Source organism: Blastococcus sp. DSM 46786 (assembly GCF_900109665.1).
Taxonomy (GTDB): domain Bacteria; phylum Actinomycetota; class Actinomycetes; order Mycobacteriales; family Geodermatophilaceae; genus Blastococcus; species Blastococcus carthaginiensis.
Genome location: NZ_FOAO01000017.1, coordinates 60,177 through 86,913 on the forward strand (window position 1 = coordinate 60,177; position 26,737 = coordinate 86,913).

The 26,737-nt window shown below is 73.3% G+C and carries 29 protein-coding genes, 1 tRNA gene and 2 pseudogenes; 19 read left to right on the forward strand and 13 right to left on the reverse strand.

Annotation, left to right across the window (positions count from 1 at the left end; genetic code table 11):
• Window positions 1-51: 51 nt before the first annotated feature.
• Window positions 52-255 (forward strand): hypothetical protein, encoded by a 204-nt coding sequence (locus tag BMW62_RS15850; protein WP_091932671.1) that lies wholly within the window; start codon window positions 52-54, stop codon window positions 253-255.
• Entirely contained in the window at window positions 252-674 is a 423-nt protein-coding gene (gene paaI / locus BMW62_RS15855) for a hydroxyphenylacetyl-CoA thioesterase PaaI (protein WP_091932672.1), read from the forward strand. Before BMW62_RS15850 ends, paaI begins: the two co-directional genes overlap by 4 nt.
• Before the next feature lie 13 nt (window positions 675-687).
• Here the strand turns inward: paaI and BMW62_RS15860 are convergent, their stop codons facing one another.
• Both BMW62_RS15860 and paaK read right to left on the reverse strand, forming a co-directional pair.
• Window positions 688-1,308 carry a TetR/AcrR family transcriptional regulator gene (locus BMW62_RS15860; RefSeq protein WP_091932673.1) on the reverse strand — a complete coding sequence of 207 codons (621 nt, stop codon included), beginning with the start codon at window positions 1,306-1,308 and terminating at the stop codon, window positions 688-690.
• Window positions 1,305-2,654 carry a phenylacetate--CoA ligase PaaK gene (paaK, locus tag BMW62_RS15865; RefSeq protein WP_091932674.1) on the reverse strand — a complete coding sequence of 450 codons (1,350 nt, stop codon included), beginning with the start codon at window positions 2,652-2,654 and terminating at the stop codon, window positions 1,305-1,307. Before paaK ends, BMW62_RS15860 begins: the two co-directional genes overlap by 4 nt.
• 113 nt (window positions 2,655-2,767) lie before the next feature.
• On the opposite strand from paaK, the gene paaA reads away from it, so the two are divergent.
• The 5 genes from paaA to paaE all read left to right on the forward strand — a co-directional run bounded on the left by paaA (window position 2,768) and on the right by paaE (window position 6,670).
• Window positions 2,768-3,742 carry a 1,2-phenylacetyl-CoA epoxidase subunit PaaA gene (paaA, locus tag BMW62_RS15870; RefSeq protein WP_091932677.1) on the forward strand — a complete coding sequence of 325 codons (975 nt, stop codon included), beginning with the start codon at window positions 2,768-2,770 and terminating at the stop codon, window positions 3,740-3,742.
• Window positions 3,739-4,104, forward strand: a complete 366-nt coding sequence (gene paaB, locus BMW62_RS15875; RefSeq protein ID WP_091932680.1) for a 1,2-phenylacetyl-CoA epoxidase subunit PaaB — start codon at window positions 3,739-3,741, stop codon at window positions 4,102-4,104. The genes paaA and paaB overlap by 4 nt, the downstream gene beginning before the upstream one ends.
• A 93-nt stretch (window positions 4,105-4,197) precedes the next feature.
• Window positions 4,198-5,091 carry a 1,2-phenylacetyl-CoA epoxidase subunit PaaC gene (paaC, locus tag BMW62_RS15880; RefSeq protein WP_211435155.1) on the forward strand — a complete coding sequence of 298 codons (894 nt, stop codon included), beginning with the start codon at window positions 4,198-4,200 and terminating at the stop codon, window positions 5,089-5,091.
• A gap of 5 nt (window positions 5,092-5,096) precedes the next feature.
• On the forward strand, window positions 5,097-5,594 hold the full coding sequence (gene paaD, locus BMW62_RS15885; RefSeq protein ID WP_244524079.1) for a 1,2-phenylacetyl-CoA epoxidase subunit PaaD: 498 nt from the start codon (window positions 5,097-5,099) through the stop codon (window positions 5,592-5,594).
• Window positions 5,594-6,670, forward strand: a complete 1,077-nt coding sequence (gene paaE / locus BMW62_RS15890; protein WP_091932688.1) for a 1,2-phenylacetyl-CoA epoxidase subunit PaaE — start codon at window positions 5,594-5,596, stop codon at window positions 6,668-6,670. Before paaD ends, paaE begins: the two co-directional genes overlap by 1 nt.
• A 12-nt stretch (window positions 6,671-6,682) precedes the next feature.
• On the opposite strand, the gene BMW62_RS15895 is transcribed toward paaE, so the two are convergent.
• A complete protein-coding gene (locus tag BMW62_RS15895) occupies window positions 6,683-7,477 on the reverse strand; it encodes a DUF427 domain-containing protein (RefSeq protein WP_091932691.1) in 795 nt (264 codons plus the stop codon).
• 196 nt (window positions 7,478-7,673) lie between these two features.
• Between BMW62_RS15895 and BMW62_RS23605 the strand changes: the two are divergent.
• Window positions 7,674-7,898, forward strand: a pseudogene (locus BMW62_RS23605) (NADP-dependent phosphogluconate dehydrogenase); the annotation flags it as partial.
• 74 nt (window positions 7,899-7,972) lie between these two features.
• Window positions 7,973-8,233: pseudogene (locus BMW62_RS23610) on the forward strand (hypothetical protein); the annotation flags it as partial.
• Here the strand turns inward: BMW62_RS23610 and BMW62_RS15905 are convergent.
• Together BMW62_RS15905 and BMW62_RS15910 are read right to left on the reverse strand one after the other, a co-directional pair.
• Window positions 8,196-10,235: a CocE/NonD family hydrolase gene (locus tag BMW62_RS15905; RefSeq protein ID WP_211435156.1), complete on the reverse strand. Its 2,040-nt coding sequence runs from the start codon at window positions 10,233-10,235 to the stop codon at window positions 8,196-8,198. The pseudogene BMW62_RS23610 and the gene BMW62_RS15905 sit on opposite strands and share 38 nt — an antisense overlap.
• On the reverse strand, window positions 10,228-11,511 hold the full coding sequence (locus tag BMW62_RS15910) for an ATP-grasp domain-containing protein (protein WP_091932695.1): 1,284 nt from the start codon (window positions 11,509-11,511) through the stop codon (window positions 10,228-10,230). Before BMW62_RS15910 ends, BMW62_RS15905 begins: the two co-directional genes overlap by 8 nt.
• A 176-nt stretch (window positions 11,512-11,687) precedes the next feature.
• Here BMW62_RS15910 and BMW62_RS23510 point away from each other — a divergent pair, with 176 nt between their 5' ends.
• The 8 genes from BMW62_RS23510 to BMW62_RS23250 all read left to right on the forward strand — a co-directional run bounded on the left by BMW62_RS23510 (window position 11,688) and on the right by BMW62_RS23250 (window position 15,794).
• On the forward strand, window positions 11,688-11,810 hold the full coding sequence (locus tag BMW62_RS23510) for a hypothetical protein (protein WP_280138661.1): 123 nt from the start codon (window positions 11,688-11,690) through the stop codon (window positions 11,808-11,810).
• A gap of 288 nt (window positions 11,811-12,098) precedes the next feature.
• Window positions 12,099-12,329 (forward strand): hypothetical protein, encoded by a 231-nt coding sequence (locus BMW62_RS15915; protein WP_091932701.1) that lies wholly within the window; start codon window positions 12,099-12,101, stop codon window positions 12,327-12,329.
• Window positions 12,329-13,381, forward strand: coding sequence for a DUF3500 domain-containing protein (locus BMW62_RS15920; protein WP_211435157.1), 1,053 nt, complete (start codon window positions 12,329-12,331; stop codon window positions 13,379-13,381). The genes BMW62_RS15915 and BMW62_RS15920 overlap by 1 nt, the downstream gene beginning before the upstream one ends.
• A 40-nt stretch (window positions 13,382-13,421) precedes the next feature.
• Window positions 13,422-14,312 (forward strand): NAD-dependent epimerase/dehydratase family protein, encoded by an 891-nt coding sequence (locus BMW62_RS15925; protein ID WP_091932703.1) that lies wholly within the window; start codon window positions 13,422-13,424, stop codon window positions 14,310-14,312.
• Between the two features lie 86 nt (window positions 14,313-14,398).
• Entirely contained in the window at window positions 14,399-14,812 is a 414-nt protein-coding gene (locus BMW62_RS15930) for a PRC-barrel domain-containing protein (RefSeq protein ID WP_091932705.1), read from the forward strand.
• A gap of 119 nt (window positions 14,813-14,931) precedes the next feature.
• Window positions 14,932-15,195: a hypothetical protein gene (locus tag BMW62_RS15935; RefSeq protein WP_091932707.1), complete on the forward strand. Its 264-nt coding sequence runs from the start codon at window positions 14,932-14,934 to the stop codon at window positions 15,193-15,195.
• 34 nt (window positions 15,196-15,229) lie between these two features.
• The gene (locus BMW62_RS15940; protein WP_091932710.1) at window positions 15,230-15,466 is read left to right on the forward strand and encodes a hypothetical protein; all 237 of its coding nucleotides are present in this window, start codon (window positions 15,230-15,232) and stop codon (window positions 15,464-15,466) included.
• 82 nt (window positions 15,467-15,548) lie between these two features.
• Window positions 15,549-15,794, forward strand: a complete 246-nt coding sequence (locus BMW62_RS23250) for a phosphotriesterase family protein (RefSeq protein ID WP_280138663.1) — start codon at window positions 15,549-15,551, stop codon at window positions 15,792-15,794.
• 172 nt (window positions 15,795-15,966) lie between these two features.
• Here BMW62_RS23250 and BMW62_RS15955 read toward each other — a convergent pair.
• The 8 genes from BMW62_RS15955 to BMW62_RS15990 form a co-directional block, all read right to left on the reverse strand.
• Window positions 15,967-16,040 (reverse strand) — tRNA-Pro (locus tag BMW62_RS15955).
• A gap of 86 nt (window positions 16,041-16,126) precedes the next feature.
• Window positions 16,127-17,473 (reverse strand): ribosome biogenesis GTPase Der, encoded by a 1,347-nt coding sequence (der, locus tag BMW62_RS15960; protein WP_091932716.1) that lies wholly within the window; start codon window positions 17,471-17,473, stop codon window positions 16,127-16,129.
• On the reverse strand, window positions 17,470-18,174 hold the full coding sequence (gene cmk / locus BMW62_RS15965) for a (d)CMP kinase (RefSeq protein ID WP_091932719.1): 705 nt from the start codon (window positions 18,172-18,174) through the stop codon (window positions 17,470-17,472). The genes der and cmk overlap by 4 nt, the downstream gene beginning before the upstream one ends.
• 28 nt (window positions 18,175-18,202) lie before the next feature.
• Window positions 18,203-18,565 (reverse strand): chorismate mutase, encoded by a 363-nt coding sequence (gene aroH, locus BMW62_RS15970; protein WP_091932722.1) that lies wholly within the window; start codon window positions 18,563-18,565, stop codon window positions 18,203-18,205.
• Window positions 18,566-18,697: 132 nt separating this feature from the next.
• The gene (ugpC, locus tag BMW62_RS15975; protein WP_091932725.1) at window positions 18,698-19,774 is read right to left on the reverse strand and encodes an ABC transporter ATP-binding protein; all 1,077 of its coding nucleotides are present in this window, start codon (window positions 19,772-19,774) and stop codon (window positions 18,698-18,700) included.
• Between the two features lie 25 nt (window positions 19,775-19,799).
• Window positions 19,800-20,762, reverse strand: a complete 963-nt coding sequence (locus tag BMW62_RS15980; RefSeq protein ID WP_244524080.1) for a carbohydrate ABC transporter permease — start codon at window positions 20,760-20,762, stop codon at window positions 19,800-19,802.
• Window positions 20,759-21,637, reverse strand: a complete 879-nt coding sequence (locus BMW62_RS15985; RefSeq protein WP_091932728.1) for a carbohydrate ABC transporter permease — start codon at window positions 21,635-21,637, stop codon at window positions 20,759-20,761. The genes BMW62_RS15980 and BMW62_RS15985 overlap by 4 nt, the downstream gene beginning before the upstream one ends.
• Before the next feature lie 58 nt (window positions 21,638-21,695).
• A complete protein-coding gene (locus BMW62_RS15990; protein ID WP_244524081.1) occupies window positions 21,696-22,982 on the reverse strand; it encodes an ABC transporter substrate-binding protein in 1,287 nt (428 codons plus the stop codon).
• A gap of 328 nt (window positions 22,983-23,310) precedes the next feature.
• Here BMW62_RS15990 and BMW62_RS15995 point away from each other — a divergent pair, with 328 nt between their 5' ends.
• Together BMW62_RS15995 and BMW62_RS16000 are read left to right on the forward strand one after the other, a co-directional pair.
• Window positions 23,311-24,315 carry a LacI family DNA-binding transcriptional regulator gene (locus tag BMW62_RS15995; protein ID WP_091932735.1) on the forward strand — a complete coding sequence of 335 codons (1,005 nt, stop codon included), beginning with the start codon at window positions 23,311-23,313 and terminating at the stop codon, window positions 24,313-24,315.
• A 29-nt stretch (window positions 24,316-24,344) separates the two neighbouring features.
• The gene (locus BMW62_RS16000) at window positions 24,345-26,732 is read left to right on the forward strand and encodes a beta-xylosidase/alpha-l-arabinosidase (protein WP_244524082.1); all 2,388 of its coding nucleotides are present in this window, start codon (window positions 24,345-24,347) and stop codon (window positions 26,730-26,732) included.
• Window positions 26,733-26,737 lie beyond the last annotated feature (5 nt).

Sequence of the window (26,737 nt, forward strand, 5' to 3'; positions counted from 1 at the left end):
CGGACAAGACCCCCGGCGGCCCGCGGCCCGTCGAAGACGCATGCTGGGGGCATGACCAGCGACCACGCGGCCGGCCGCGACCAGGCCACCGGCCGCGCGCACGCCGTCCTCCGCAGCACCGCCGACCTGCCGGCACCGTGGGCCGGCATCTGCGGGGCGTCGGTCGGCGTCGTCCAGGGGGCGTGGGACGGCCCGCGGGGCCGGGGGTCGGCCGACCCGTGCCCCGAGTGCGTGCGGCTCACCTCAGGCTCATGACCGGCGCCTCTCCCCAGCTCGTCGCCGAGGAGTCCGTCCGCCGCTACCTGGCCGGCGATGCCGCGGCGCGGGCGCTGGGCGTCACGGTGAGCCACGTGGCACCCGGCGTCGTCACGGCGCACATGACCATCCGGCCGGAGATGCTCAACGGCCACGGCACCGCGCACGGGGCCGCGCTGTTCGCCGTCGCCGACATCGCCTTCGCGATGGCCTGCAACTCCCACGGCCGGGCGGCGGTGGCCCGGTCGTGCGGCATCGAGTACCTCGCGCCGGCCCGGTCCGGCGACGCCGTCACCGCCGCCGCCGTCGAGCGCTCGGTCGCCGGGCGCGGGGGCATCTACGACGTCGCCGTGACCCGCGACGCGGACGGCCTGCTGCTCGCCGAGATGCGCGGGCACAGCCGGCTGCTCCCACCCTGAGCCGGCCGAACCGTCAGGGGCCCGCCGCCGGCCGGGTGCGCAGCCCGGCGAACGCCGTGGTGACGACGGCGTCGGCGAGGTCGTCGGCGGAGAGGCCGCCGTCGGGCCGGTACCACTCGGTGAGCGAGTTGACGGTGCCGAACAGCAGCCGGCTGGTGACGGCGGGGTCGACGTCCGGGCGGACGTCGCCCTCCCCCTCCGCGGCGCGCACCAGGTCGGTGACGATGCGGTCGAACCGGCGGCGCCGCTCCAGCGCCGCCTGCTCGACGGCGGAGTTGCCGCGCACGCGCAGCAGCAGGGTGACGAACGGCAGCTCGGCGGCGAGCACCCGCACCGAGCCGCGGACGACGTGCTCGAGGCGGTCGATGGCCGGGCCGGCGGTGGCGCCCGGCTCCTCGGTGACGGCGAAGAGCGCGTCCAGGGCCCGGTCGAGCGCCAGCCGGAGCAGCTCCACCTTGCTCGGCACGTGGTGGTAGATCGCCGACTTGGTGACGCCCAGCCGCACGGCGAGCTCGTCCATGCTCGTGGCGTCGTAGCCGCGCTCGTTGAACAGCGCCACGGCGGTGCGCAGCAGGGAGTCCAGCGAGTGACCGGGGCGCCCCCGCCGCCCTGTCGCCGTCCCGATCGCGGTCACGCGGGGTCGCCGGTCGCCGGGCGTTCCCGCAGGTCGTGCAGCCGCTTGAGCTTGCCGACGGAGCGGGGCAGCGACTCGGGGTCGACGACCACGACGTCGATGCTGGTGCCGACGGTGTCCTTGACCGCCTGCGCCACCTCGGCCGCGGCGGGGTCGCGGCGATCGGGCGGGGTGTCCGGACGGGCCTCGATCCGGCAGGTCAGGTGGTCCAGCCGGCCCCGCGTCGTCAGCTCCAGGGCGAAGTGCGGGGAGAGCCCGGGGGTGCGCAGGACGATCTCCTCGACCTGGGTCGGGAAGAGGTTGACCCCGCGCAGGATGATCATGTCGTCGCTGCGGCCGGTGATCTTCTCGATCCGCCGCATGCCGGGCCGGGCGGTGCCGGGCAGCAGCCGGGTGAGGTCGCGGGTGCGGTACCGGACGACCGGCATCGCCTCCTTGGTCAGCGAGGTGAGCACCAGCTCGCCCTGCTCCCCCTCGGGCAGCACCTCGCCGGTGAGCGGGTCGACCACCTCCGGGTAGAAGTGGTCCTCCCACACGTGCAGGCCGTCCTTGGTCTCGACGCACTCCTGGGCGACGCCCGGCCCCATGACCTCGGAGAGGCCGTAGATGTCGACGGCCTGGATGTCGAGCCGCTCCTCCATCTCCCGGCGCATCTGCTCGGTCCAGGGCTCGGCGCCGAAGATGCCGATCTCCAGGCTCGTCGAGCGCGGGTCGATGCCCTGGCGCTCGAACTCGTCGACGACGGTGAGCATGTAGGAGGGCGTCACCATGACCACCCGCGGCCGGAAGTCGGTGATCAGCTGCACCTGGCGCGGCGTCATGCCCCCGGAGACCGGGACGACGGTGCAGCCCAGCGCCTCCGCGCCGTAGTGCGCGCCCAGCCCGCCGGTGAACAGGCCGTACCCGTAGGCGTTGTGCAGCACGTCGCCGGGGCGGCCACCGGCCGCGCGGATGGAGCGGGCCATGACGGTGGCCCAGGTGGCGAGGTCGCCCTCGGTGTAGCCGACGACCGTGGGCCGGCCGGTGGTGCCCGACGAGGCGTGCACCCGGCGCACCTGCTCCCGCGGGACGGCGAACATGCCGAAGGGGTAGTTGTCGCGCAGGTCGGCCTTGCTCGTCGTCGGGAAGCGGGCCAGGTCGGCGAGCTCGCGGCAGTCGTCGGGGTGCACGCCGGCCGCGTCGAACGCCTGCCGGTAGTGCGGCACGTTCTCGTAGGCGTGCCGCAGCGACCACCGCAGCCGGTCCAGCTGCAGGGCGCGCAGCTCCTCGAGGGGCATCCGCTCCGCCGGGTCGAGCTGCGCGGGGTGCGGGGGCTCACCGAGCCGTCGCCGTCCGGTCGTCGTCATCCGTGCCGTCCTCGCCCCTCGGCTGCTGGTCCCCGCCCGGCGCTTGTGCACGCCCGCGACGTGGGTCACACTATTCCTGACCGGACGGTCAGTAAACAGCTCGAGGAGATCCGATGTCCGCGCCCACCCTGGATCGATCCGCGACCGGGAGCCCCGACGAGGCCACCCTGCAGGAGCAGTTCGACGCGACGATCGCCGCCGACCGGCGCATCGAGCCGCGGGACTGGATGCCCGAGGGCTACCGGAAGACGCTCGTGCGGCAGGTCGCCCAGCACGCGCACTCGGAGATCATCGGCATGCAGCCCGAGGGTGACTGGCTGCTGGCCGCGCCCAGCCTGCGGCGCAAGGCGGTGCTGCTGGCCAAGGTGCAGGACGAGGCGGGGCACGGGCTCTACCTGTACTCGGCGGCCGAGACCCTCGGGGCCGACCGCGCCGACCTCACCGACAAGCTGATCGAGGGGCGGCAGAAGTACAGCTCCATCTTCAACTACCCGACGCCGGCCTACGCCGACGTCGGGGTGATCGGGTGGCTGGTCGACGGCGCGGCGATCTGCAACCAGGTGCCGCTGTGCCGCTCCTCCTACGGGCCCTACGCCCGGGCGATGATCCGGGTCTGCAAGGAGGAGTCCTTCCACCAGCGGCAGGGCTACGAGCTGCTGATGACGATGATGCGCGGCACCGACGAGCAGCGGGCGATGGTGCAGGACGCCGTCGACCGCTGGTGGTGGCCCTCGCTGATGATGTTCGGCCCGCCGGACGACGAGAGCCCCAACACCGCGCAGTCGATGGCGTGGGGCATCAAGCGGCACACCAACGACGAGCTGCGCCAGCGCTTCGTGGACATGACGGTGCCCCAGGCGCAGGCCCTCGGCGTCACGCTGCCCGACCCGGACCTCGCCTGGGACGCCGACAGCGGGCACTGGCGGTTCGGCGCGATCGACTGGGAGGAGTTCCGCCGCGTGCTCGCCGGCGACGGGCCGAAGAACGCCGAGCGCATCGCCCGCCGGCGGGCGGCGCGGGACGACAACGCCTGGGTGGTCGAGGCGGCCACCGCCTACGCCCGCAAGCACGAGCGGGGTGCGGCGTGAGCGAGGTGACCGCCGAGGGCGGGCACGGCGCGATCCCGACCGGGCCGGAGGTGCCGGTGCAGCCGCGCGCCCGCGCGGTGCAGCGGGACTGGCCGCTGTACGAGGTGTTCGTCCGCGGCAAGCGCGGGCTCAACCACGTGCACGTGGGCTCGCTGCACGCCCCCGACGACGAGATGGCGATCGACGCCGCCCGCGACCTGTACACCCGGCGCAACGAGGGCGTCAGCATCTGGGTGGTCCGGGCCGTCGACATCACCGCCTCGAGCCCCGACGAGAAGGACCCGCTGTTCGCCCCCAGCGGCGACAAGGTCTACCGCCACCCGACGTTCTACGAGATCCCGGACGGCGTCCCGCACATCTGAAAGGACCCCCTCTCCGCCCACCACCGCTCGTACCTCGCGGCGCCGGGCCCTGAGAGGGGGCCGCCCACGGAGGCCACCTTGCACGAAGAAACCGTGTACGACGCGTTGACCAACGCGCACGGGGAAGCGGGGCACTGGGCGTTCGGCACCGGGTTCGACGACCCGCTGGCCGGCGTCGACACCACCGTGCCCGACGGCATCGACCCCGCCGACCTCGGCGCGTACTGCCTGATGCTCGGCGACGACGCCCTCGTGCTCGCCCAGCGGCTGACGCAGTGGATCACCCGCGCGCCCGAGCTCGAGGAGGAGGTGGCGATCGGCAACATCGCGCTGGACCTGCTCGGCCAGGCCCGGCTGCTGCTGGCCCGCGCCGGCTCCGTCGGCGTGCTCGGCCGCTCCCGCGAGCAGGCCACCGCGACCATCCCCGACGAGGACGCGCTCGCCTACTTCCGTGACGTCGACGAGTTCCGCAGCACCGCGCTCGTCGCCGCACCCGACGCGGACTTCGCGCAGGCCGTCGTCCGGCTGGTGGCCGCCTCCACCGTGCGGCTCGCGGTGTTCACCCGGCTGCGCTCCTCCCGCGACCCGGTGCTCGCCGCGATCGCCGCCAAGGGCGTGCACGAGCTGGCCTACCACCGCGACCACGCCGCGCGCTGGGTGCTGCGCCTCGGCGACGGCACCGAGGAGTCGCACCGGCGCGCCCGGTCCGCCGTCGAGGCGGTGTGGCCGCTGCTCGCCGACCTGTTCACCGCCACCGACGTCGAGGAGCGGCTGGCCGCGGCCGGTGTCGCCGTCGACCCGGCCGCGGTGCGCGACGAGGTGCGGGACGTGCTCACCCAGGTGCTCGAGCGGGCCACGCTCCCCGTGCCCGCGTGGCCCGCCGGCGCGCCGCCCCGCGGGCGCCTCGGAGAGCACGGGCCGGAGCTCGCCGAGCTGCTCGGCATCCTCCAGGGGCTGGCCCGGCAGCACCCGGCGGCGACCTGGTGAGCGCCGTGCCCACCGATCCACGCACCGTCGCCGAGCAGGTCACCGACCCCGAGCTGCCCACGCTGACGCTGGCCGACCTGGGCGTGCTGCGCGACGTCCGCACCGGGGACGACGGCGCCGTCGTCGTCGAGATCACGCCCACCTACTCCGGCTGCCCCGCGATGGGCGTGATGCGCGCCGACCTGCTGAGGGCGCTGCACGAGGCCGGCTTCGACGACGTCGACGTCCGCACGGTCCTCTCCCCCGCCTGGACCAGCGACTGGATCAGCGCCGAGGGCCGCCGCAAGCTCGCTGCCGCCGGCATCGCGCCGCCGGGCAGCGCACCGGTGCGCCCGGACGGGCCCGTCCCGCTGCAGCTCGGCCCGCCCCGGCGCACCGCGGCCTGCCCGCTGTGCGGCTCCGCCGACACCGAGGAGCTGTCGGAGTTCGGGTCGACCGCGTGCAAGGCGCTGCGCCGCTGCCGCAGCTGCCGCGAGCCGTTCGAGCACGTCAAGGAGATCTAGTGAGCGCACCGACCCGCCGCCGGCCGCAGTTCCACCCGCTCACCGTGGCGCGGGTCGAGCGGCTCACCGACGACGCCGTGGCGGTCACCTTCGACGTGCCCCCGGAGCTGACCGCCGACTACGCCTTCTCACCCGGGCAGGCGCTCACCCTGCGCCGGGTCGACGGCGGGCGGGACGAGCGCCGCTCCTACTCGATCTGCGCGCCCGTGGGCGCCGCCCCGCGGGTCGGCGTCCGCGAGGTGCCGGGCGGCTTCTTCTCCTCCTGGCTGGTGCACGAGGTGCGCCCGGGCGACCGGATCGACGTGCTGCCCCCCTCGGGCACCTTCACCGCCGACCTGTCGACGCCCGGCGACCACGTCTTCGTCGTGGCCGGCTCCGGGATCACCCCGGCGCTCTCGCTGGCCGGCACGGTCCTGGGGGACGGCAGATCGACCGTCACCGTCTTCTACGGCAACCGGCGCACCAACACCGTCATGTTCGCCGACGAGCTCGCCGACCTGAAGGACCGCCACGGGCCCCGGCTGCAGCTGGTGCACGTGCTCTCCCGCGAGCCGCGCGACGCCGAGCTGACCAGCGGCCGGCTGGACGGGCAGCGGCTGCGCGCGCTGGTCGGCAACCTGGTCGACGCCCCGCACGTGGACCACTGGTGGCTGTGCGGCCCGCACGGGATGGTCACCGACGCCCGCGCACTGCTGGCCGAGCTCGGCGTCCCGCCGGAGCGGATGCACCAGGAGCTGTTCTACGTCGACGACGTCCCGCCGGAGCCGGTCCGCGGCGACGAGGAGACGGTCGAGGGTCCCAGCGCCCAGGTGACCGTCGTCCTCGACGGCCGCTCCACCACCCTGGCCCTCCCTCGCGGTGAGGCCGTCCTCGACTCCGCCCAGCGGGTGCGGTCGGACCTGCCGTTCGCCTGCAAGGGCGGCGTCTGCGGCACCTGCCGGGCGCGGGTGACCGCCGGTGCGGTGGAGATGCGGCGCAACTACGCGCTCGAGCCCGCGGAGGTGGAGGCCGGCTACGTGCTCACCTGCCAGTCGCTGCCCGTCTCCGACGAGATCACGGTCGACTTCGACGCCTGAGTGCCGGGCCGGTCACCCGCCGACCTGCACCTCGACCTCGTCGCCGTCGAAGGAGCGGTGCCCCGCGGCGGGCAGCGCCTCGAGCAGCGGGTCGCGGTAGCACCAGGCGGCGTCCTCGAACCGGCGCCCGTCGACGACGACGTGCTCGTAGGTCGCCACTCCCTTGTACGGGCACACCGACGTCGTCGGGCTCTCCGCCAGGACGCCGTCGGCGACGTCGGCCCCGGGCACGTACCAGCGCACCGGCAGCCCCGTCTCGAACACTGCGACCGGCGACCGCGTCTCGGCCACCACCTGACCGCCGACGCGGACGACCACGTGCCGCGAGGAGCGCCGGGCGTCGACCCGGTGGAACGGGTCGCGGGGATGGCCGATCATCTGCTCGTCCTCGATCCACCAGGAGTCCACGCGCTCCGGGTAGAAGGAGAGCAGGCCGGCCAGCGGCGGGCAGCCGGCCACGGGCTCCGGGTACGACCAGGCGGCGTCCTCGACGCGGCGCCCGTCGACCTCCAGGTGCCAGTAGCGGGCCTCGCCCTTGAACGGGCAGGTGGTGCGCGTCTCGCTGGGCACGAGCAGGCCGGGCGTGACGTCGTCCTCGGGGAGGTACCAGCGCGGGAGCAGGCCGGTCTCGTGCAGCAGCACCGCCCGGGTGGTGTCGACCACCGTCCGGTCGGCCAGCACGCCGCGGATGCGCTCCTCCAGCGGGTGCGTGTAGACGGCGTGGGCGGGCAGCGCCGACCACAGATCGCCGTTGAGCTGCCCCTCCGAGGGGCGGGCGAGCGGGCCGGTGCCGAGGGTCAGCGACATGGGTCGACGGTAGGCGCGGTCACTGGTCCCCGCCCGGTCACTCGGTCCGCCGGAGCGCCCCCGGCGACGGTTCCGGTGCCTCTCTCGTCGACGTCGTTCCTGGAATGTCGAGCTGTTAGTGGCTGGATGTTGGGCATAACGGCCGACGTCCTGCGGCACACCGACGGCGACGGGAGCCCGTTTCGTCGACGTCGTCCTGAACGAGGCGGAGCAGAAGGGCACCGGACGGTGGACCGTCCAGTCGGTACTGGATCTGGGCGTGCCGACCAGCGGCATCGCCGAGGCGGTCTTCGCCCGGTCCTTGTCGGGCCACCGCGAGCAGCGGTCGGCGGCGCGAAAGGTGCTGACCGGGCCCGGTGCGGCGTGGGAGGCGCCCCACCGGCAGCAGTCCGTCGACGATGTCCGGCGGGCGCTCTACGCGTCGAAGGTGGTCGCCTACGCCCAGGGATTCGACCAGATCGCCGAGAGCGCTGAGGAGAACGCGCCTACTACGATGGCCTGCGGGCCGAACGCCTCCCCGCGGCGCTCGTGCAGGTGCTGCGGCACCGGTTCGGCTCGCACGGCTACGAGCGGGTCGACCGCGAGGGCAGGTTCCACACCCGCTGGTCCGACGACCGCAGCGAGGTGAACTGCGCTGATGCTCGCCCGGGCCGAAGGGACGGCGGCCATCCCCGGGAACCGCTGCTGCGCCTCGGCATCCCGGAATGCGGCCTACGGGTCAGACGTGATCGCGCGGGATCGTGCGCTCCCAGTTGAGCGAGGCGACCCGCTTGTCGTCGTCGTAGGCGTCCAGTTCGGCGTACAGGCGGAAGTCGCGCGGGGTCGACGTCATGACCGTCCGGGTCACCGTCCGTACGTTCCACTCGCCTCGGCGGAAGCCCATGGCCCAGCGCGTCTCACCGCGGATCGATCCGAAGTCATCGGCGACCGAGCTGTAGCGCTCCTCCGCTCTGCGTGTCACCTCCAGGCCGATGTCGTCGATCCGCGCGACGCCCAGGTCGTTGACGACCTCCAGCGCGGATTCGTAGCCGATCAGGTCCCTGGTCACCTGCCACCGGTGCTCCCCGGGCCGAAGCTGCGTCACGGAGATCGGCTCAGCCCCCTCCGGCGGGCCGAACGGCTGCGCCGAGACCTCGTCGGACTCCTGGAGCGGTCGGGTCGGCAGGAGCAGCCGGCTGGCCGACGTCAGCACCTCCAGCCGGACCGGCTCCGGCGACGGCCACGCCAGCGGCCAGTACGACGTGGAGACCGAGAGCCGGATGCGGTGCCCGGCCGCGAAGGCGTGCGCGACGCCGTTCATGCGGACGGCGACGCGGTAGCACTGGCCCGGTACGAGCGGCTGCGGGTTCGCGTGCCCGTCGCGGTGGGTGAGGTTGAGCAGGCCGTAGGTGACCCGCGTCGCCCGCCCGTCCGGCGCGACGTCGGAGAGGCGGACGGCCACCATCGCGTCGGGCCGGCTGGCGGTGACCTCGAGCTCGGCCAGCGGCGCGCCGAGGATCTCGTGCTTCTCCACGAGCACGTCGCTGTCGAACACCAGCGACCCGCCGTCCTCCTCCCGCTGGTCGTAGGGCAGATCGGGAGGGGCGTTGTACGAGCACCACTTGCCGGCGAACTGGCCCACCGACAGCGGCGACTCCACGCTCAGCCGTTCCTCGGCCACCGCGTCGTCCGGGGCAGCGATCCGGTTGCGCCCCAGCGGGTGCGCGACCTCCTCGACGTGCGGTGAGGGCCAGCTCGGCTCGCCGACCCAGCGGCCCGGGCGGTCCTGGTAAGCGGTGAGCGGGGGCACGCTGTCCTGCATCCAGACCCGCAGCATCGGCGCGTCCATCACGTCGTTGTCGATCCCCTTGAGCCAGCGGTCCCACCACCGGACCATCTCCTGGAGGAAGCCGATCGCCGGCCCCGGCTGACCAAGATGCGGGTACTTGTGCGACCACGGGCCGATCAGGCCCTGCCGCGGGACGTCGAGGTGCTCGATCATGCGGAAGACGGCGTTGGAGTAGCCGTCCGCCCAGCCGCTCACGGCCAGCACGGGACACTCGACGTCCGAGTAGTCCTCGCAGATCGAGCCGTGCTCCCAGTACGCGTCGCGCGTCTGGTGGCGCAGCCACTCGTCCAGCCAGAGCCCGCTGCCGTTCAAGCGGTCTCGCCACATCTCCCGCCAGCGGTCGCCGACCAGCTCCGGGTCGGGGGGGCTCGACGTGTAGGCGAACATCGTGGAGGCCCACGACAGGTTGTCGCTGAGCAGGCACCCGCCCATGTAGTGGACGTCGTCGGCGTAGCGGTCGTCCGTGGAGCAGACGGTCACGATCGCGCCCAGCCCGGGCGGCCGGCGCGCTGCGACCTGCAGTGCGTTGAAGCCGCCCCACGAGATGCCCATCATCCCGGTGGTCCCGTTGCACCACGGCTGCTGGCCGAGCCAGGCGAGCACGGTCTCGGCGTCGAGCAGTTCCTGCTCCAGGTACTCGTCGGTCAGCACCCCCTCGGAGTCGCCGCTGCCCCGCAGATCGACCCGCACGCACGCGTACCCGTGCCCGGCCATGTACGGGTGGTGGATCGAGTCGCGATAGGCGGTCAGGTCGCGCTTGCGGTACGGGATGAACTCCAGGACGGCCGGGACGGGCCGGTCGTCGGACTCGCTCGCTCGCCAGATGCGGGCGGCCAGCCGGGTGCCGTCGGCCATCGGGATCCAGACGTGCTCGTCCTCCACGACGTCGTGCGGGAGCTCCTGCACCGCCCGCAGTGCCGCGTCAGCCACGGACTCCGCCTCCGTCCGTGATCTCGAACGGCAGCAGCGCGACGGCCCGCTCGTACTTCTCGACCAGCTCGGCCTCGTCGCGTGCCCCGATGAACACCTGGGCCAGCTCGTAGCTGTAGCTGTCCTGCTGCGCGAGCTCGGACAACCGGCCCCCCTGCTGCGCGACCACGCGCACGGTGACCCCCTCGAGCTCCCGCTCGACCCGGGCCACGTCCTCCGGCGACGGGCTCCGGGACACCACGCCGTCGTCGAAGGTGCGCAGGTACCACTTGGCCGCGACCCCGTACGCGCCGCCGGTCCGCTCGCCGGGTGCCCGGCCCAGGGCGAGCTCGACCATGACCTCGTGGTTGCTGACGCCGTCGACGGCCTCGAACATCGTCGCGTGGGACTGCGAGTGCCGCGGGTTCACCTCGAGCAGCCGGATGCGGTCACGGTCGGGGTCCCAGAAGTACTCGATGTTGAAGGTGGTCGACTCCAGGCCCAGGTGCTCGATGACTCTCGTCGAGATGTCCACCAGCCGCGCCCGGACCTGCTCGGGCAACCGGGAGGGGTACTGGTAGCGCAGGAAGCTCGAGGAATCGGGATAGGTCAGCGAGTCGATGATCCCGTACACGTGGGCGCGCCCGGCCTGCGCGTAGCCCTCGACCGTGAGCTGCTGCCCGACGGCGGCCTCCTCGGCGAGACAGGCGGTCGCGCCGACCGCCGCGATCTCGGGCGGGAGGTCGATCTGGTCGAGCACGAACTCGAACGGCTCCCCGTACTTGTCGATCCCCGCGCGGATCGCGCCGAGGGCCTCGTCCAGTTCCGTGCGGTCGCCGACGTGGAACGCGAGCTCCGAGGACACGGACTTCACCGGTTTGAGCCAGACGGGGAGGTCCAGACCCGGCGGCAGCTCGTCGTCCCCCTCGAGGTCCACCAGCGCGAACGCAGGAACCTCGTCGATCACCTTCCGCTGCTCCAGCCGGCTCCAGTACTTGTGCTCGCACTTCACGACGGCCTCGAGCGGAGCGCTCGGGAGTCCGCGTCGCCGGCACAGGATCGGCACCATCGAGCTGACCGGGAAGTCCCAGTACCCGATGACGGCGTCGATCGGCCCCGCGAAGCTGTCGAGCCGCTCCTCCGCGCGATCCAGCAGAGCAGGGATGTCGATGTCGTCGATCCCGATGAGCTCGTCCTTGTGGAGCAGTTCGTGGAAGGCGTACTCCTCCTGCGGGAGATGGGAGAGCGTGTCGAGGTTCAACCGGTCCAGGCCCAGGACGAAGACGTTGGCAGGCACCCGGTCGCCCTACCCGGGGGTTGGACGGTCACACGGCACCGGCGTCACACCCGCGGCAGCGGCGCACTCCGACATGATCGCCATCTCCGCCGCGCTCGCCGGCACAGGTCGCGCACCGCCGAGGCCGACGTCGTCGCCGGACTGCTCCACCGGGCAGGCACCGGCGAGGTGGCGCCGTGACCGACCGGCTGGCCGGTGGCACCGGCTTGCGGTCCTCCGCGGCCGCCGACGAGGAGCAGTTCGTCGTCCGCCCGCCCGACCGGCCGTCCTCGCCGCAGGGGTCTAGCGTCGATCCATGACGACGCCTCCGGTGCCGGCCCCCCAGCCGCCTTCCCCCTCGCCCTCGCCGACGGATCCGGTGTCGCCACCCGGTCCGGCCCCCGTACCGCAGCCGGGCCCCGCCGACCCCATCGCGCCGCCGCCCGAGGGCCCGCCGCCGGTCTGATGAGCGGGATCGCGGGGACGACCGGTCGGGTGGGCCTACCGCGACGCCGAACGGATACCGGGCTCCGCAGACCACACCCGACCGGCGCGCACCCGCAGCACCGGACCACTCGGTCCGCCGAACGCGAGGAGGCTCTCCCGACATGTGGGTCCGGATCGCTGTCATCACCCTCGTCCTGAGCCTGGGATCCGGGGCGGTGGAAGCAGCCCGGCTGGCGAGCAAGCACGAGGACGTGGCGCGCCGGGGTCCCGAGGCGTCCGGTCGAGCAATGCCCGACATCGACGGGGACGACCGCGCCGGACCCGGGATCGAGGAGCGGCAGGTGCCCGCGAGCGGCTCCCGGGCCGGTGTGTCCTCCGCCGGCCGGGTGTGATGGGCAACCTCCCTGCCGGATCGCCCGAGCCGGCCGACCGTGCCGTCGCCGGGCGCATGGCGGCGGCGGCGAGTGCCTGGCTGGCCTCGCTCGACCGCGGACAACACCGACTCGCCCAGCGGGACGGTCCGCGCAGCGATCCCGAGGCCGAGGCCGACCGCCGGCGCTGGCACTACACGCCTACCGACCACGGCGGACTGACCCTGGGTCAGCAGCACCCGGCGCAGCAGTCGCTGGCCATGCAGCTGGTCGCCTCCGGGCTGTCCACCGCCGGCTACGTGACCGTCTCCGGGGTCATGGGCCTGGAGAACGTGCTCGACCGCACGGAGGGCTTCCCGCGGGGCGCCGGGCACGATCGCCGCCGGGACCCGGGTCGCTACTACCTCCGGGTCTTCGGGGAGCCGGGCGGCGCGAAACCGTGGGGCTGGCGGCTGGGCGGTCATCACGTGTCCCTGAACAACCTGGTGGTCGACGGCCGGGTGGTCGCCGTCACCCCGTGCTTCCTCGGCGCCAATCCGGCCGCCAGCCCGCTGCTGGGCGATGGCTCCTTCCGGCTGCTCGGCGCGACCGAGGACCTGGCCCGCGAGCTGGTGCGTTCGCTGCCGCCGGCCCTGGCCGCACAGGCGGTGCTGCTCGATCGCGCGCCCTCGGACATCGTCAGCCGCAACCGGCCCCAGCTCCCGGCCGGCGACGAGGTCGAGCCGGGGCCCGACGGCACGCTGGAGCTGACGGCCCGGCCGATCGGGCTTCCGGGCAGCGAGCTGGACGGGGACCGGCGCGAACTGCTGCGGGCCCTGGTCTCGGCCTACACCGGTCGCGTCCCGGACGGACTGGGGCCGTCGGTCGACCTCGATGCGGTCCACCTGGCGTGGGCAGGCTCCACCGAGCCCGGCCGGCCGCACTACTACCGCCTCCACGGCCCGCGCCTGCTCGCCGAGTGGGACAACACCCAGAGCGACGGCAACCACGCGCACTCGGTGTGGCGCGATCCGGTGTCGGACTTCGGCGCCGACGTCCTGGCCGGCCACCGCGCGGCGCACCACGCGGGATGATCTCCTGATCTCCTGGCAGGCGAGCGGATCAGGAGGACCCATGGCGCGGGTCGCGGTCACCGGAAGCAGCGGCAAGCTGGGGCGGGCGGTGGTGCCCCACCTGCTCGAGCACGGCTGGGACGTGGTCGCACTCGACCGGGTGCCCTCGCCCCGGAGCGACGTCGCCTCGTCGGTCGTCGAGCTGACCGACTTCGGGCAGGCCGTCGAGGCGATGGGCGGCATCGACGACCGACATGCCGGCGTCGACGCGCTCGTCCACCTGGCGGCCATCCCGGCCCCCGGCCTCGCACCCAACGCGGCGACCTTCGCCAACAACATGACGGGCTCGTACAACGTCTACGCCGCCGCTCTGCGCGCCGGCGTCCGGAAGATCGTCTGGGCGTCGAGCGAGACGGTGCTCGGCTTGCCCTTCGACGAGCCGCCGCCGTACGTCCCGGTCGACGAGGAGTACCCACCGCGTCCGACCAGCACGTACTCCTTGGTCAAGACGCTCGAGGAGGAACTCGCCCGGCAACTGTGCCGGTGGCACCCGGACCTCTCGATGACCGGGCTGCGCTTCAGCAACGTCATGGACCCCGAGGACTACGCGCAGTTTCCCGGGTACGACGACGAGCCGTCGCTGCGCCGCTTCAACCTGTGGGGATACATCGACGCCCGCGACGGCGCTCAGGCGGTCCGGCGGGCGCTGGCCCACGAGAGCGTGGGCGCCGACGTGTTCATCATCGCCAACGCCGACACGGTGATGACCCGGTCCAACGAGGAACTGCTCGCTGCCGAGTTCCCCGGCGTCCCGCTCGCGCGATCCCTCAGCCCGCACGAGACTCTGCTCTCGATCGACAAGGCCCGCCGTGTCCTCGGCTACGAGCCCGAGCACTCCTGGCGCGACGAGCCGCGGGAATCGGTCCCTCCCGCGTCTCCCCCGGGTCGCTAGAGGCACCCCCGACGCTCGGATGGCCGCCTCCTGGGCAGCGTGGCAGCGTGGCGATCGACCGCCCGTCCACCTCGAGGAGGACCACGATGACCGACGACATCGGCCGGCTCGTCCGGCTGGACGACACGGCGCAGACCGTCGCCGATCCCGCTGCCGACGTCCGCGGACGCGCGGTCGTGGACAGCGACGGCGACGACGTCGGCCGGGTCGACGACCTGCTCGTCGACGACCGGGAGAACAAGGTCCGGTTCCTGCGGATCGGGGAAGGCGGCTTCCTCGGCATCGGCGCGCAGCACTACCTGATCCCGGTCGACGCCGTAGTCGCCGTCGAGCCGGACAGGATCCGGATCAGCCGGAACCGCGACCGGATGGCCGAGGTTCCGCCGTACGACCCGGAACTCGAGTACCAGCCGGACTACTACGCCGGCGTGTACGGGTGGTGGGGCTACGCGCCGTTCTGGGGTCCGGGCTACCGCTACCCCACCTACCCGAGGTACTGAGCGGGCGCCGACGGACCGGCTCGCATCGCGTCCCGGTGTGCCGCGTACGACGGGCGCCGCTGGGTAGGCGTGGGACGGCGTGTCGACCGCCGCCGCGCCGCATCGAACAGGGGCACGCGATGACCGAGAACGCACCCACGGCCGAGTGGGAGGACCACGACCACGAGCGGCTGGTGCACACGCACCGGCACTTCCACGTCACTCACAACCACAACGAGATGACGGGAGGGTTCGAGCACCTGAGTTCCGCGCACGAGCACGAGCACGACCACGCTCCGCTGCACCATGCGCACGTGCCGCACCGCGACTTCGAGCACGAGCACGCCGGCGAGGCACACGTTCACGACCACGACCAGCCGACCGCGCCAGGGGAACGGCGCTGACCGGTAGGGCTGGACCCGAAGGGAAGGGAACGTCATGACCACGAGCACGTCCGAGACGGGCGACGTCACCGGTACCACGGACAAGGACTACAACCTCATCTGGTTCACCGAGTCGTGTTTGAGCAACGTCCTGCGGCTCGACCTCTACATCCAGGACGCCGAACGGGCCGGCGACAGCGACCTCGTCGACCTGTTCCGTCGCGCGCAGGCAGAGAGCCGCAAGGGCGCCGAAGAGGGCAAGAAGATGCTCGCCGGCCGACTCCGCGGCTGAGTGCGCCATCGGGTCCGGCGACGCCTCGGAGCAGGCACCGCCGGACCCGACGACGTCTTCCCGCCTCCTGATCACCGACGGCATCGCCGGGACCGGCGTCAAGGCCGGCATCCCCACGTGCGCCATCGACCGCCAGGGCATGATCCGCGGGGTGGAACGGGTCCTGCGTGCCGTGGCGAAGGCGCACCTCCGGACGGGCGTGCCGATCACTTTGCACACGCACCCGACCGCGGCGACCAGACCGGCTGCGTCACCCTGCGCCTGGCCGGCCGACTCCACCACATCGGCATGGGCCGAACCCACGCCCTGCTGCTCGTGCAGGATCTGAACGCCCGCGTCATCGACGCCGCCACTGGCGAACTGCTGCGCGAGCTCACCATCGACCCCACCCACGACTACCAGCCCACCGGCCGACCACCCGGACCCACCCCGAAAACGCGCTGGCCCGGACCCACGAATCGTGGGTCCGGGCTATGCCGATGTCCTGAGACATCACACTGTCGGGCTGACAGGATTTGAACCTGCGACCCCTTGACCCCCAGTCAAGTGCGCTACCAAGCTGCGCTACAGCCCGCGTGCCGCCGACGCCCCGGACTTTCCCGGGCCGCGAACGACCGCCCGAGAAGGTTACCGCACGGCGCTCGCCGGTCTCGACGGTGGTCAGCCGCGCTTGCCGTCCTTGTCCCGCCCCTCGCGGACCTTCACGGAGATCTCGATCGGCGTGCCCTGGAAGCCCCACTGCTCCCGCAGCTTGCGCTGCAGGAACCTGCGGTAGCCGGCCTCCAGGAATCCGGTGGAGAAGACGACGAAGCGCGGCGGCCGGACGTCGGCCTGCGTGACGTACTTGATCTTCGGGGCGCGCCCTCCGCGGGCCGGCGGCGGCGTCTCCTGCACCAGGGCCCGCACGAACGTGTTCAGCTCCGCCGTCGGCACGCGGGTCTCCCACGAGGCGATCGCCGCGCGGAGGTGGTCGGCCAGCTTGCCCACGCCACGGCCCGTGGACGCCGAGATGTTGACCCGCGTCGCCCACTTCACGTGCGCGAGGTCGCGGTCGATCTCCCGCTCGAGCTGGTCGTGGCGGTCCTCGTCGAGGGTGTCCCACTTGTTGAAGGCGAGGACCAGCGCGCGACCGGCCTCCACGACCTGGGTGATCACCCGCTGATCCTGCTCGCTGATCACCTCGTCGGCGGCGAGCAGGACGACGCAGACCTCGGCGGCCTGGATCGCCGCCTCGGTGCGCAGGCTGGCGTAGTACTCCATGCCGCTGGCGGTGTTCACCTTGCGGCGCAGCCCCGCGGTGTCGACGAACCGCCACTCCTCGCCGCCGAGGGTGACGAGCGAGTCCACCGGGTCGACGGTGGTGCCGGCGACGGAGTCGACGACCGACCGCTCCTCCTTGGCCAGCCGGTTGATCAGGCTGGACTTGCCCACGTTGGGCCGGCCGACCAGCGCCACCCGGCGAGGGCCGCCCTCCTCCTCCTGCTCGCGCGGCGCCTCGGGCATGGCGTCGAGGACGAGGTCGAGCAGATCGCCGCTGGCCCGGCCGTGCAGCGCGCTGACCGCGTGCGGCTCCCCGACGCCCAGCGACCACAGCTCGGCGGCGTTGGCCTCGCTGCGCTCGTCGTCCACCTTGTTCGCCACCAGGATCACCGGCCGGTCGCTGCGCCGGAGCACCCGCGCGGCGGCCAGGTCGGTCTCGGTGGCGCCCACCTGGCTGTCGACGACGAAGACGATGACGTCGGCGGTCTTCATGGCGTACTCGGCCTGCCGGGTGATGGAGGCCCCCAGGCCGGCGGCCTTGGGATCCCAGCCGCCGGTGTCGACCACTGTGAACCGCTTGCCGTTCCACAGCGCCTCGTAGGCGATGCGGTCGCGGGTCACGCCCGGCGTGTCCTGGACGACGGCCGCCCGGCGCCCGAGGAAGCGGTTGACCAGCGTCGACTTCCCCACGTTGGGCCGGCCGACGACGGCGACGACGGGCAGCGGCCCGCTCTGCGGCTCGGTCACGTCCGGTCCCCTGCGGGCACGGCGGTCTCCGCCAGCAGCACGATGCGGTCGACCACCTGCGCCTGGGAGAGGTCGCTGCTGTCGACGACGACGGCGTCGGCCGCCGGGCGCAGCGGGCTGTCGGCCCGGCTGCTGTCGTACTCGTCGCGGCGGCGCAGGTCGGCGGCGAGCGCGGCGATCTCCGCGGCGTCGGTGACGCCGAGCTGACCGGCCCTGCGCTGGGCCCGCACCTCCGGGGCGGCGGTCAGGTAGACCTTCAGCGTCGCGTCGGGCAGCACCACGGTGCCGATGTCGCGTCCCTCGACCACGACCGCCTCCGCGCCGGTCACCAGGGCGCGCTGCTGGGCGACGAGCTGGCGGCGGACGGCGGGGACGGCCGAGACCGCGGAGACGGCACGGGTCACCTCGGCACCGCGGATCCGGGCGGCGACGTCGGTGCCGCCGACCTCGACCCGCTCGGTGCCGGCCTCGGTGCCCACGACGATCCCCGCCTCGGCGACGGTGCGGGCCACGGCCTCGGCGTCCGCGGGGTCCACGCCGGCGTCGAGGACGGCGACGGTGGCCGCGCGGTACATCGCCCCGGTGTCGAGGTAGGCCGCGCCGAGCCGGGCGGCGACGCCGCGGGCGACGGTGGACTTGCCGGTCCCCGACGGGCCGTCGAGGGTCACCGACCCGCGGAAGGGGCTCTGGGGGGTGCTCATGTGCTCCTGCTCGTTCGCTGTTCTCGGGTCACTGCGCGATGTCCCGCCGCAGCGCGACGGCGCCGCGCAGGTAGACGTGCTGGATCTCCGCGCGCGACCGCGGCGTCTCGACGTGGGCCATGAGGCGCAGCACCCGCGGCAGCGCGTGCGGCACGCCGATCTCGGAGGCGCACATCAGCGGCACCCCGCCCATGCCGAGCTCGCGGGCGGCCAGCGCCGGGAACTCCGAGACCAGGTCGGGGGTGGCGGTGAAGAGGATGCTGATGACGTCGTCGTGCTCGAGCCCGTTGCGCTCCAGCACCGCGCTCACGAGCTCGCGGGTGGCCTCGAGCACCTGCTGCCGGTCGTCGGCGTCGACCTGGGTCGCACCGCGGATGGCTCGGACGGCCATGCACACTCCTCGTTCGCGCCGCCCCGTCTGCCCGGGGACCACACGAGTCTAGGGAGCGCCCCGCCGCTCCCTCTCCCCCGCGCGCGCCGTGCCCGGCCCGGCGGCCCGCGTCCGGGCCGCCGGACGGGGGTCTCAGCCGCCCAGCCGGGCGCCGCTACGGCCGTCGAACAGGTGCACGTGGCCGGCGCGCGGGCGCACGTGCACCCGCTCGCCCTTCCGCGGCGGCGTGCGCCCGTCGACCCGCGCGGTGATCAGGTGCTCCTCGCCGCCGGCGGTGGTCCGGCCGTAGACGTAGGCGTCGGCACCGAGCTCCTCGACGACGTCGACCTCGACGGCCAGGCCGTGCCCGGCGAGCTCGAGGTCCTCCGGGCGGACGCCCACGGTGACCAGCGCGTCGGACGCCCCGCCGAGCACGTCCCGGGGCACCGGGTGCACCTCGTCGCCGAGCCGCACGCCGCCCTCGGTCACCGGCAGGGTGACGAGGTTCATCGCCGGCGACCCGATGAAGCCGGCGACGAACACGTTCGCCGGCCGCTCGTAGAGCTCGCGCGGCCGGCCCACCTGCATGAGCAGGCCGTCCTTGAGCACGGCCACCCGGTCGCCCATCGTCATGGCCTCGGTCTGGTCGTGGGTGACGTAGACGGTGGTGATGCCGAGCCGGCGCTGCAGGGCGGCGATCTGGGTGCGGGTCTGCACCCGCAGCTTGGCGTCCAGGTTGGACAGCGGTTCGTCCATGAGGAAGACGCGCGGCTGGCGCACGATGGCCCGCCCCATCGCGACCCGCTGCCGCTGGCCACCGGAGAGCGCCCTGGGCCGGCGGTCCAGGTAGGGCTCCAGGTCCAGGAGCTTCGCCGCCTCCTGCACCCGCTGGGCGATCTCCGGCTTGCCCAGCCCCGCCATCCTCAGCGCGAAGCCCATGTTGTCGGCGACGGTCATGTGCGGGTAGAGCGCGTAGTTCTGGAACACCATCGCGATGTCCCGGTCCTTGGGCGCCACCTCGGTGACGTCGCGGTCGCCGATCAGGATGCGGCCGTCGGTGACGTCCTCCAGGCCGGCGAGCATCCGCAGCGACGTCGACTTGCCGCAGCCCGACGGGCCGACGAGGACGAGGAACTCGCCGTCCTCGACCGCGAGGTCCAGCCGGTCCACCGCGGGTCGTCCGGCGCCGCTGTAGACGCAGCTGGTGTGCTCGTAGGTGACGGAGGCCATGGGTTTCCTCTCGGGGCGGGCCGGGCTACTTGCCGGCGCCGGCGGTCAGGCCGCTGAGCAGGTACCGGCGGCCGACGAGGTACAGGACGAAGATCGGGACGACCGACAGCGTGACCGCCGCCAGCAGCGCCGGGACGTCGGTGCCGAACTGCCCCTGGTAGTCCCACAGCCCCAGGGTGAGCACCCGGGTCTCCACGGACTGGGTGAGCACCAGGGGGAAGAGGAACCCGTTCCACGCGGTCAGCGAGGTGAACACCGCCACGGTGGTGATCGCCGGCTTGGCCAGCGGCAGCACCAGGTGGCGCAGCGCCTGGAACGGGCCGGCACCGTCGAGGGTCTGCGCCTCGTACAGCTCGCGGGGGATGTCGCGCAGGCTGTTGGTCATCACCAGCAGCGCCACCGGCATGGCGAACGCCGCCGTCGGCAGGATGACCGCGAGCAGGGTGTCGTACAGGTGCAACTGGGTGATCATCAGGTACACGGGGATGATCGCCGCCTGCGCCGGGATGGCCAGGCCGACCAGCATCAGCGAGAAGCCGCGCTGCACCACCCGTCCGGCGTTGCGGGCGACGGCGTAGCCGGCCGGGAGCGTCAACCCCACGACGATCGCGACGGTGGCCACCGTGACGACCACCGTGTTGAGCAGGTAGGTCGGGAAGTCGCCGGTGAGGACGGTCGCGTAGTTCTCCAGCGTCGGGTTCGGCGGCGGGGCCAGCGGGTTGTCCGACAGGTACTCCGAGCGGGTGCGGAAGCTCGCCGCCACGAGGAAGTACAGCGGGACGGCGACCAGCGCCAGCCACACGGTGGCCAGCACCCCGGCCAGGACGTTCGGGCGCCCGTGGCCCCGGCGCCGGTTCCAGACCCGCCGCCGCTGGCGTTCGGGCACCTCCGGCACCGGCGCGATCGGCGAGGGCGGCGCCTCCGCCGTCCGCACGCCGACGCCACCCGTGCGGCCGTCGTCCATGCCCAGCGGTGCCCGGTCGCTCACATGCCCTCCTGCTGGCTCTGCATCTTGCGGAAGCCGGTCGCGCTGGTCACGGCGAGGGAGAGCCCCGCACCGAGGAGCAGCAGCAGGACCGCGATGGCGCTGGCGTAGCCGAACTCGAAGCCGCTGAAGCCGGTGATGTACATGTGCAGCGGCAGGATGCGCGTCGCCGTGCCCGGCCCGCCCCCGGTGAGGATGAGGATCGTGTCGAACGTCGTCACCGAGCCGACGAGCATGAGCACCGTGGAGGTGATGACGGTGTACTTCAGCAGCGGCAGCGTGATGGTGAAGAACTGCCGGTAGCGGCCGGCGCCGTCGAGGGTGGCCGCCTCGTAGAGGCTCTGCGGCACCTGCCGGGCGGCGGCCTGGTACAGCAGGGTGTGGAACGGGATGTACTGCCAGCTGATCACCCAGACCACGGTGTAGACGACCAGCTCGGTGTCGCCCAGGAAGTTGACGCCGCCCAGGAACGGCAGCGCCTGGGTGGCGCCGAAGTTCGGGTCGAGCACCGCTGCCCACAGCAGTGCGATCGCCGCCGTGGACAGCAGCAGGGGCAGGAAGAAGAAGGAGCTGAGCACGGCGCGGTTGCGCTGGCGCCCGGCCGCCCAGACCCCGATCAGCATCGCGATCGGGGTCTGGACGAGCCAGGTCAGCACCATGAACAGCAGGGTCAGCCACAGCGAGTCCCAGGCCCGGCCGTCCTCGATCAGCCGGGTCCAGTTCTCCGCGCCGGACAGCGCGGGGAACCCGAAGCCGTTCCAGGAGGTGAAGCTGAGGTAGACGACCAGGACCATGGGTAGCACGGCGAACGCCCCGAAGAACGTGATCGCCGGTGCCAGGTACCAGCCCGAGGGCCGGTCCTGCCGGGTGACCGCCATGCGTGGTGCCCCTGTCCTGGTCCGCTGCGCCGTGTCCTGCATGCCGTGCCGGTGCCGGTCAGACGCCGGACATCGCCTCGACGAAGCCCTGCGGCGTCTGGTTGCCGAGGAAGAACTGCTCCAACTGGGTCAGCATCTCGGTGGCCTCGTCGGCCGGGAGGTCCTGGTCCCAGGAGAGCTGGAAGTTCTCCGCGTCGGCCGTCGCGTCGTAGATGAATGTCGCGTAGTCGCCGTTCTCGGTCTCCGCGAGCTGGTCGCGGATGCCCTGCACCGGCGGCACGTCACCGGCCTCGATGAGGTCGGAGATGTACTGGTCGTCGGTGAGCGCGGTCGACAGGTATTCGCGCGCCGCCTCCTTGTTCTCCGACGAGCTGGTCAGCGAGTAGAAGTTCGACACGTTGCCCACCAGGTTCGACGGGTCGCCCGCGCCGCCCTCGATCGCCGGGAAGGTGGTCCAGCCCAGGTCACCGGCCTCGACGAACTCGGGGCTGTCGTTGAGCTGGTTGGTGTACTCCCACGACCCCATGAGGTGGAACGCCGCGTCGCCCTGGGCGAGGATCGTCGACGCGCCGCCGACGTCGTAGCCGACGGAGGCGAAGTCGTCCCCGAAGGCGCCGCGGTCGATGAGCTCGCGGAGCATCTCCAGCGACTCCAGGACGGCCGGGTCCTCCCAAGCGCCCGGCTCGCCGTCGCGGATGGCCTGGAAGACCTCGGGGCCGCCGACGCGGTCGAGGATGTACTCGATCCACATCAGCTCGGTCCAGGCCTGGGTCCCGGCCAGCGCGACCGGCGTGACGCCGGCTGCGGAGAGGGTGTCGACGGCGGTGAGCAGCTCGTCCCAGGTCTGCGGGACCTCGACACCGGCGGACTCGAGGACCGCCTGGTTGTAGAAGAGCATCACCGGCTGCATGCCGCGCATGGGCAGGCCGTAGTTCTTGCCGTCCAGCTCGGCGCCGGCGAGGACGCTGGGCAGGAAGGCGTCGCGGAGCTCCGGGTTCTCGTCGAGCAGCCCGGTGAGGTCCTCCACCTGGCCGGCGTCGACGTACTCCTTGAGGTTGCCGCCACCCCAGTTGAAGAAGAGGTCGGGCGCGTTGGGCGAGCCGAGCGCGACGCGCAGCCGCTGCTTGTAGGGGTCGTTGCCGAAGGTGGCCAACTCCAGCTCACCGGAGTCCGAGCCCTCGTTGAAGCGGTCGATCGAGGCCTCTTCGATCGGGTTGAGGGCGGCGTCCTCGAGGGCCCACACCTGCCCGGTGCCGCCCTCGCCACCCCCGCCCGCGGGGCCGGAGGAGCCGCAGGCCGCGACCAGCGCGCCTGCCAGGACCAGAGCGCCCGCCTGAGTGGTCACGCGGGTCAGACGCCGGAGGGACATCCCACCGCCACCTTCCTGTTTCGTCGTTGAAAACCGAAAGTTTCGAGCAGTTGCGAGAACGTAAGGCAGGTCACCATCGGTGTCAACGGCGCCGCTCCTGGTCCGTCTCTGACCATGTGCGTCGATCTCTGGCGGAACGGCGGGGCGCCGGGCTACGGTCCCGACTCGACCGGACGGGCTACCGTCCCTTCGAAAGTTTCGTTAACATCGCCGCTCCCGGTCCGGTGACGTGCGCCACTGGACGGGCCGCGCCGGCGGTGGTCCGGTGGGATCGGACGCAGGCGCACACCTCAGGAGGACGGCAGTGGCGACACCCCAGCTGGGCCGGCCGACGCTGGCGAGCATCGCGGCCGCGGCCGGCGTCTCGCTCCCCACCGTCTCGAAGGTGGTCAACGGCCGCCAGGACGTCTCGCCGGCCACCCGGGCGCACGTCCTCGCCCTGCTCCAGGAGCACAACTACGTCCCCGTCACCCGCCGGTCCGCGGCGCCGCCCCGCCCGCTGGTGGACGTCGTCTTCACCGCGCTCGACAGCCCCTGGGCGGTGGAGATCCTGCGCGGGATCACCGAGAGCGGGCTGGACGTGGTGGTCGGCACCCTCGCCCGCGACCCCGGCGCCGACTGGGTGCAGTCGGTCATCAGCGGCGGTCGGCAGGGTGCCCTCGTCGTCACCTCCCGGATCACCGCCGCCGACCAGCGGCGCCTGGGCAGCTCGCACCTGCCCGTCGTCGTCATCGACCCGGTCGACATGCCCGGGCAGGACGTGCCGAGCGTCGGCGCGACCAACTGGGCCGGCGGGCTCGCCGCCACCGAGCACCTGGTCGAGCTCGGCCACCGGCGCATCGCGGTCATCGGCGGGCCGCAGGACTTCCTGTGCAGCCGCGCCCGCATCGACGGCTACCGCGCCGCCCTCGAGCGCGCCGGCATCGGCGTCGACCCCGAGCTCGTCCGGCACGGCAACTTCCACCACGAGGGCGGCTACGACCAGGCCCGCCTGCTGCTGGAGCTGCCCGACCCGCCGACGGCGGTCTTCGCCGGCAGCGACGAGCAGGCCTTCGGCGTCCTGGAGGCGGCCCGCCAGGCCGGCCTGTCCGTGCCCGCGGACCTCTCCGTGGTCGGCTTCGACGACCTGCCCATGGCCCGCTGGTCCTCCCCGCCGCTGACCACCGTGCGCCAGCCGCTGGCCGACATGGGGCGGATGGCCGGCCGGATGCTGCACGAGCTGATCACCGGTGGGCAGCTGGACAGCCAGCGCATGGAGCTGGCCACCTCCCTGGTCCCCCGCGCCTCGACCGCAGCGCGCCCGCGCTGACCTCCCCCCGCACCCCTGGAGCCCTCTCCTTGATCGAGCCCCCGGCCGCCGACGTCCCGGAGCCCGCCACCCTGGCCGGCCCCCCGCCCGCCGACTGGACCGACCCGTCCCGCCCGCTCGACGAACGCGTCCGCTGCCTCATGTCGCTCATGACGCTCGAGGAGAAGGTCGCCCAGCTCTACGGCATCTGGACGGCGATCGGCGAGGGCGAGGACGTCGCACCCAACCAGCACGAGTTCAGCGAGCCCCTGCCGCCGTGGGAGGAGCTGACCAAGCCGGGCCTGGGGCAGCTCACCCGCGTGTTCGGCACCGGTCCGGTGGAGCCGGCCACGGGGGCGCGGGTGCTCGCGCAGACCCAGCGCGACCTGATCGCGAACTCCCGGCTCGGCATCCCCGCGATCGCCCACGAGGAGTGCCTGGCCGGGTTCACCGCCTGGCAGGCCACGGTCTTCCCCGTCCCGCTCGCGTGGGGCGCCTCGTTCGACCCCGCGACGGTGCACCGGATGGCCGGCGCCATCGGGGCCCAGCTGCGCTCGGTCGGGGTGCACCAGGGCCTCTCCCCCGTCCTCGACGTCACCTTCGACGCCCGCTGGGGGCGCACGGAGGAGACCATCGGCGAGGACCCCTACCTCGTCGCCGTCCTGGGCACCGCCTACACCCTCGGGCTGGAGGGCGCCGGCGTCGTCGCGACCCTCAAGCACTTCGCCGGGTACTCGGCCTCCGGCTCCGGCCGCAACCACGCCCCCGTGCACCTGGGGCCCCGCGAGGTCGCCGACGTCGTGCTGCCACCGTTCGAGATGGCGCTGCGCGAGGGCGGCGCCCGCTCGGTGATGCACTCCTACTCCGCGGTCGACGGTGTGCCCCCGGCCGCCGACGAGGCGTTGCTCACCGGTCTGCTCCGCGGCACGCTCGGCTTCGACGGCGTGGTCGTCGCCGACTACTTCGGCGTCTCCTTCCTGCAGTCGACGCAGGGCGTGGCCGGCTCCCCCGGCGAGGCCGCGGCGCAGGCCCTGGCCGCCGGCGTCGACGTCGAGCTGCCCACGGTGCGCTGCTACGGCGAGCCGCTGCTGGAGCTGGTCGGCACCGGTGCGGTGCCCGAGGCGCTGGTCGACCGGGCGGTGGAGCGGGTGCTCCGGCAGAAGGGCGGGCTCGGGCTGCTCGACGCCGGGTGGGACCCCGAGCCGCCGGCGCTGCGCGACGGCGGGCTGGACCTCGACCCCCCGGAGCTGCGCGCGCTGGCCCGCACCATGGCCGAGCGCTCGGTGGTGCTGCTGGACAACACCGGCGTGCTTCCGCTGCGGGACCCGTCGTCGGTGGCCGTCGTGGGCCCGTGCGCCGACGAGGTCCTCTCGCTGATGGGTTGCTACGCCTTCCCCAACCACGTCGGCGTCCAGCACCCCGACGTCCCGCTGGGCATCGAGCTGCCCACCCTGCTCGAGGCCGTGCGCAGCGAGTACCCCCGCGCCACGGTCACCACCGCGCAGGGCTGCCCGGTGCAGGAGCCCGACCGGAGGGGCATCGCCGAGGCGGTCGCCACCGCGTCGGCCGCGGAGGTCTGCATCGCCGTCGTCGGCGACGTCTCGGGGCTGTTCGGCCGCGGCACCTCCGGGGAGGGGTGCGATGCCGACGACCTGCGGCTGCCCGGGGCGCAGGCCGAGCTGCTCGACGCCCTGCTGGGCACCGGCACCCCCGTGGTGGTCGTCGTGCTGAGCGGCCGCCCGTACGCGCTGGGCGAGGTGGCGGGGCGCGCGGCCGCCGTGGTGCAGGCGTTCTTCCCGGGTGAGGAGGGATCCGGCGCCGTCGCCGGTGTGCTCTCCGGTCGGGTCAACCCCTCGGGCAAGCTGCCCGTCCAGGTGGCGCGCACCCCGGGCGGCTCCCCCGCCACCTACCTCAGCCCGGCCCTCGGCCGCGCCGGTGGCATCAGCTCCGCCGACCCCACGCCGCTGTTCCCGTTCGGTTTCGGGCTGTCCTACACCACCTTCGCCGTGGACGACGTCCGGCTGGACGGGGCGCACCTCGGGGAGGTCCCGGCCGAGGTGGCCACCGACGGGTCCGTCGAGCTGTCGTGCACGGTGACCAACACCGGCGACCGGGACGGCGCCGAGGTGGTGCAGCTGTACCTCTCGGACCCGGTGGCGAGCGTGGTGCAGCCGGTCCGCCGGCTGATCGGGTTCGCGCGGGTCGAGCTCGCCGCCGGTGCGTCGGTCCGGCTGACCTTCGGGGTGCACGCCGACCGGGCCGCGTTCACCGGCCGGGACCTGCGCCGCGTCGTCGAGCCGGGCGAGCTGGTGCTCTCGGTGGGCACCTCCAGCGAGGACCTGCCGCTGCGTGCCCGGGTGCGGCTGACCGGGCCGGTGCGGGAGGCCGGCCCCGACCGGGTCCTGACCACGCCGGTGCAGGTCGCGCCCGTTCCCTGAGCACC

Bases quoted from the DNA above. Each gene is read 5' to 3' on its own strand.
- BMW62_RS15930 (WP_091932705.1), top strand. From the start codon at position 14,399: ATGACCGACGACATCGGCCGGCTCGTCCGGCTGGACGACACGGCGCAG.
- ugpC (WP_091932725.1), bottom strand. From the start codon at position 19,774: ATGGCCTCCGTCACCTACGAGCACACCAGCTGCGTCTACAGCGGCGCC.
- BMW62_RS15895 (WP_091932691.1), bottom strand. From the start codon at position 7,477: ATGTCGCTGACCCTCGGCACCGGCCCGCTCGCCCGCCCCTCGGAGGGG.
- BMW62_RS15940 (WP_091932710.1), top strand. From the start codon at position 15,230: ATGACCACGAGCACGTCCGAGACGGGCGACGTCACCGGTACCACGGAC.
- BMW62_RS15850 (WP_091932671.1), top strand. From the start codon at position 52: ATGACCAGCGACCACGCGGCCGGCCGCGACCAGGCCACCGGCCGCGCG.
- paaI (WP_091932672.1), top strand. From the start codon at position 252: ATGACCGGCGCCTCTCCCCAGCTCGTCGCCGAGGAGTCCGTCCGCCGC.
- BMW62_RS15920 (WP_211435157.1), top strand. From the start codon at position 12,329: ATGGGCAACCTCCCTGCCGGATCGCCCGAGCCGGCCGACCGTGCCGTC.
- BMW62_RS15985 (WP_091932728.1), bottom strand. From the start codon at position 21,637: ATGGCGGTCACCCGGCAGGACCGGCCCTCGGGCTGGTACCTGGCACCG.
- paaA (WP_091932677.1), top strand. From the start codon at position 2,768: ATGTCCGCGCCCACCCTGGATCGATCCGCGACCGGGAGCCCCGACGAG.
- aroH (WP_091932722.1), bottom strand. From the start codon at position 18,565: ATGGCCGTCCGAGCCATCCGCGGTGCGACCCAGGTCGACGCCGACGAC.
- cmk (WP_091932719.1), bottom strand. From the start codon at position 18,174: ATGAGCACCCCCCAGAGCCCCTTCCGCGGGTCGGTGACCCTCGACGGC.
- BMW62_RS15925 (WP_091932703.1), top strand. From the start codon at position 13,422: ATGGCGCGGGTCGCGGTCACCGGAAGCAGCGGCAAGCTGGGGCGGGCG.
- BMW62_RS15915 (WP_091932701.1), top strand. From the start codon at position 12,099: ATGTGGGTCCGGATCGCTGTCATCACCCTCGTCCTGAGCCTGGGATCC.
- BMW62_RS15935 (WP_091932707.1), top strand. From the start codon at position 14,932: ATGACCGAGAACGCACCCACGGCCGAGTGGGAGGACCACGACCACGAG.
- paaK (WP_091932674.1), bottom strand. From the start codon at position 2,654: ATGACGACGACCGGACGGCGACGGCTCGGTGAGCCCCCGCACCCCGCG.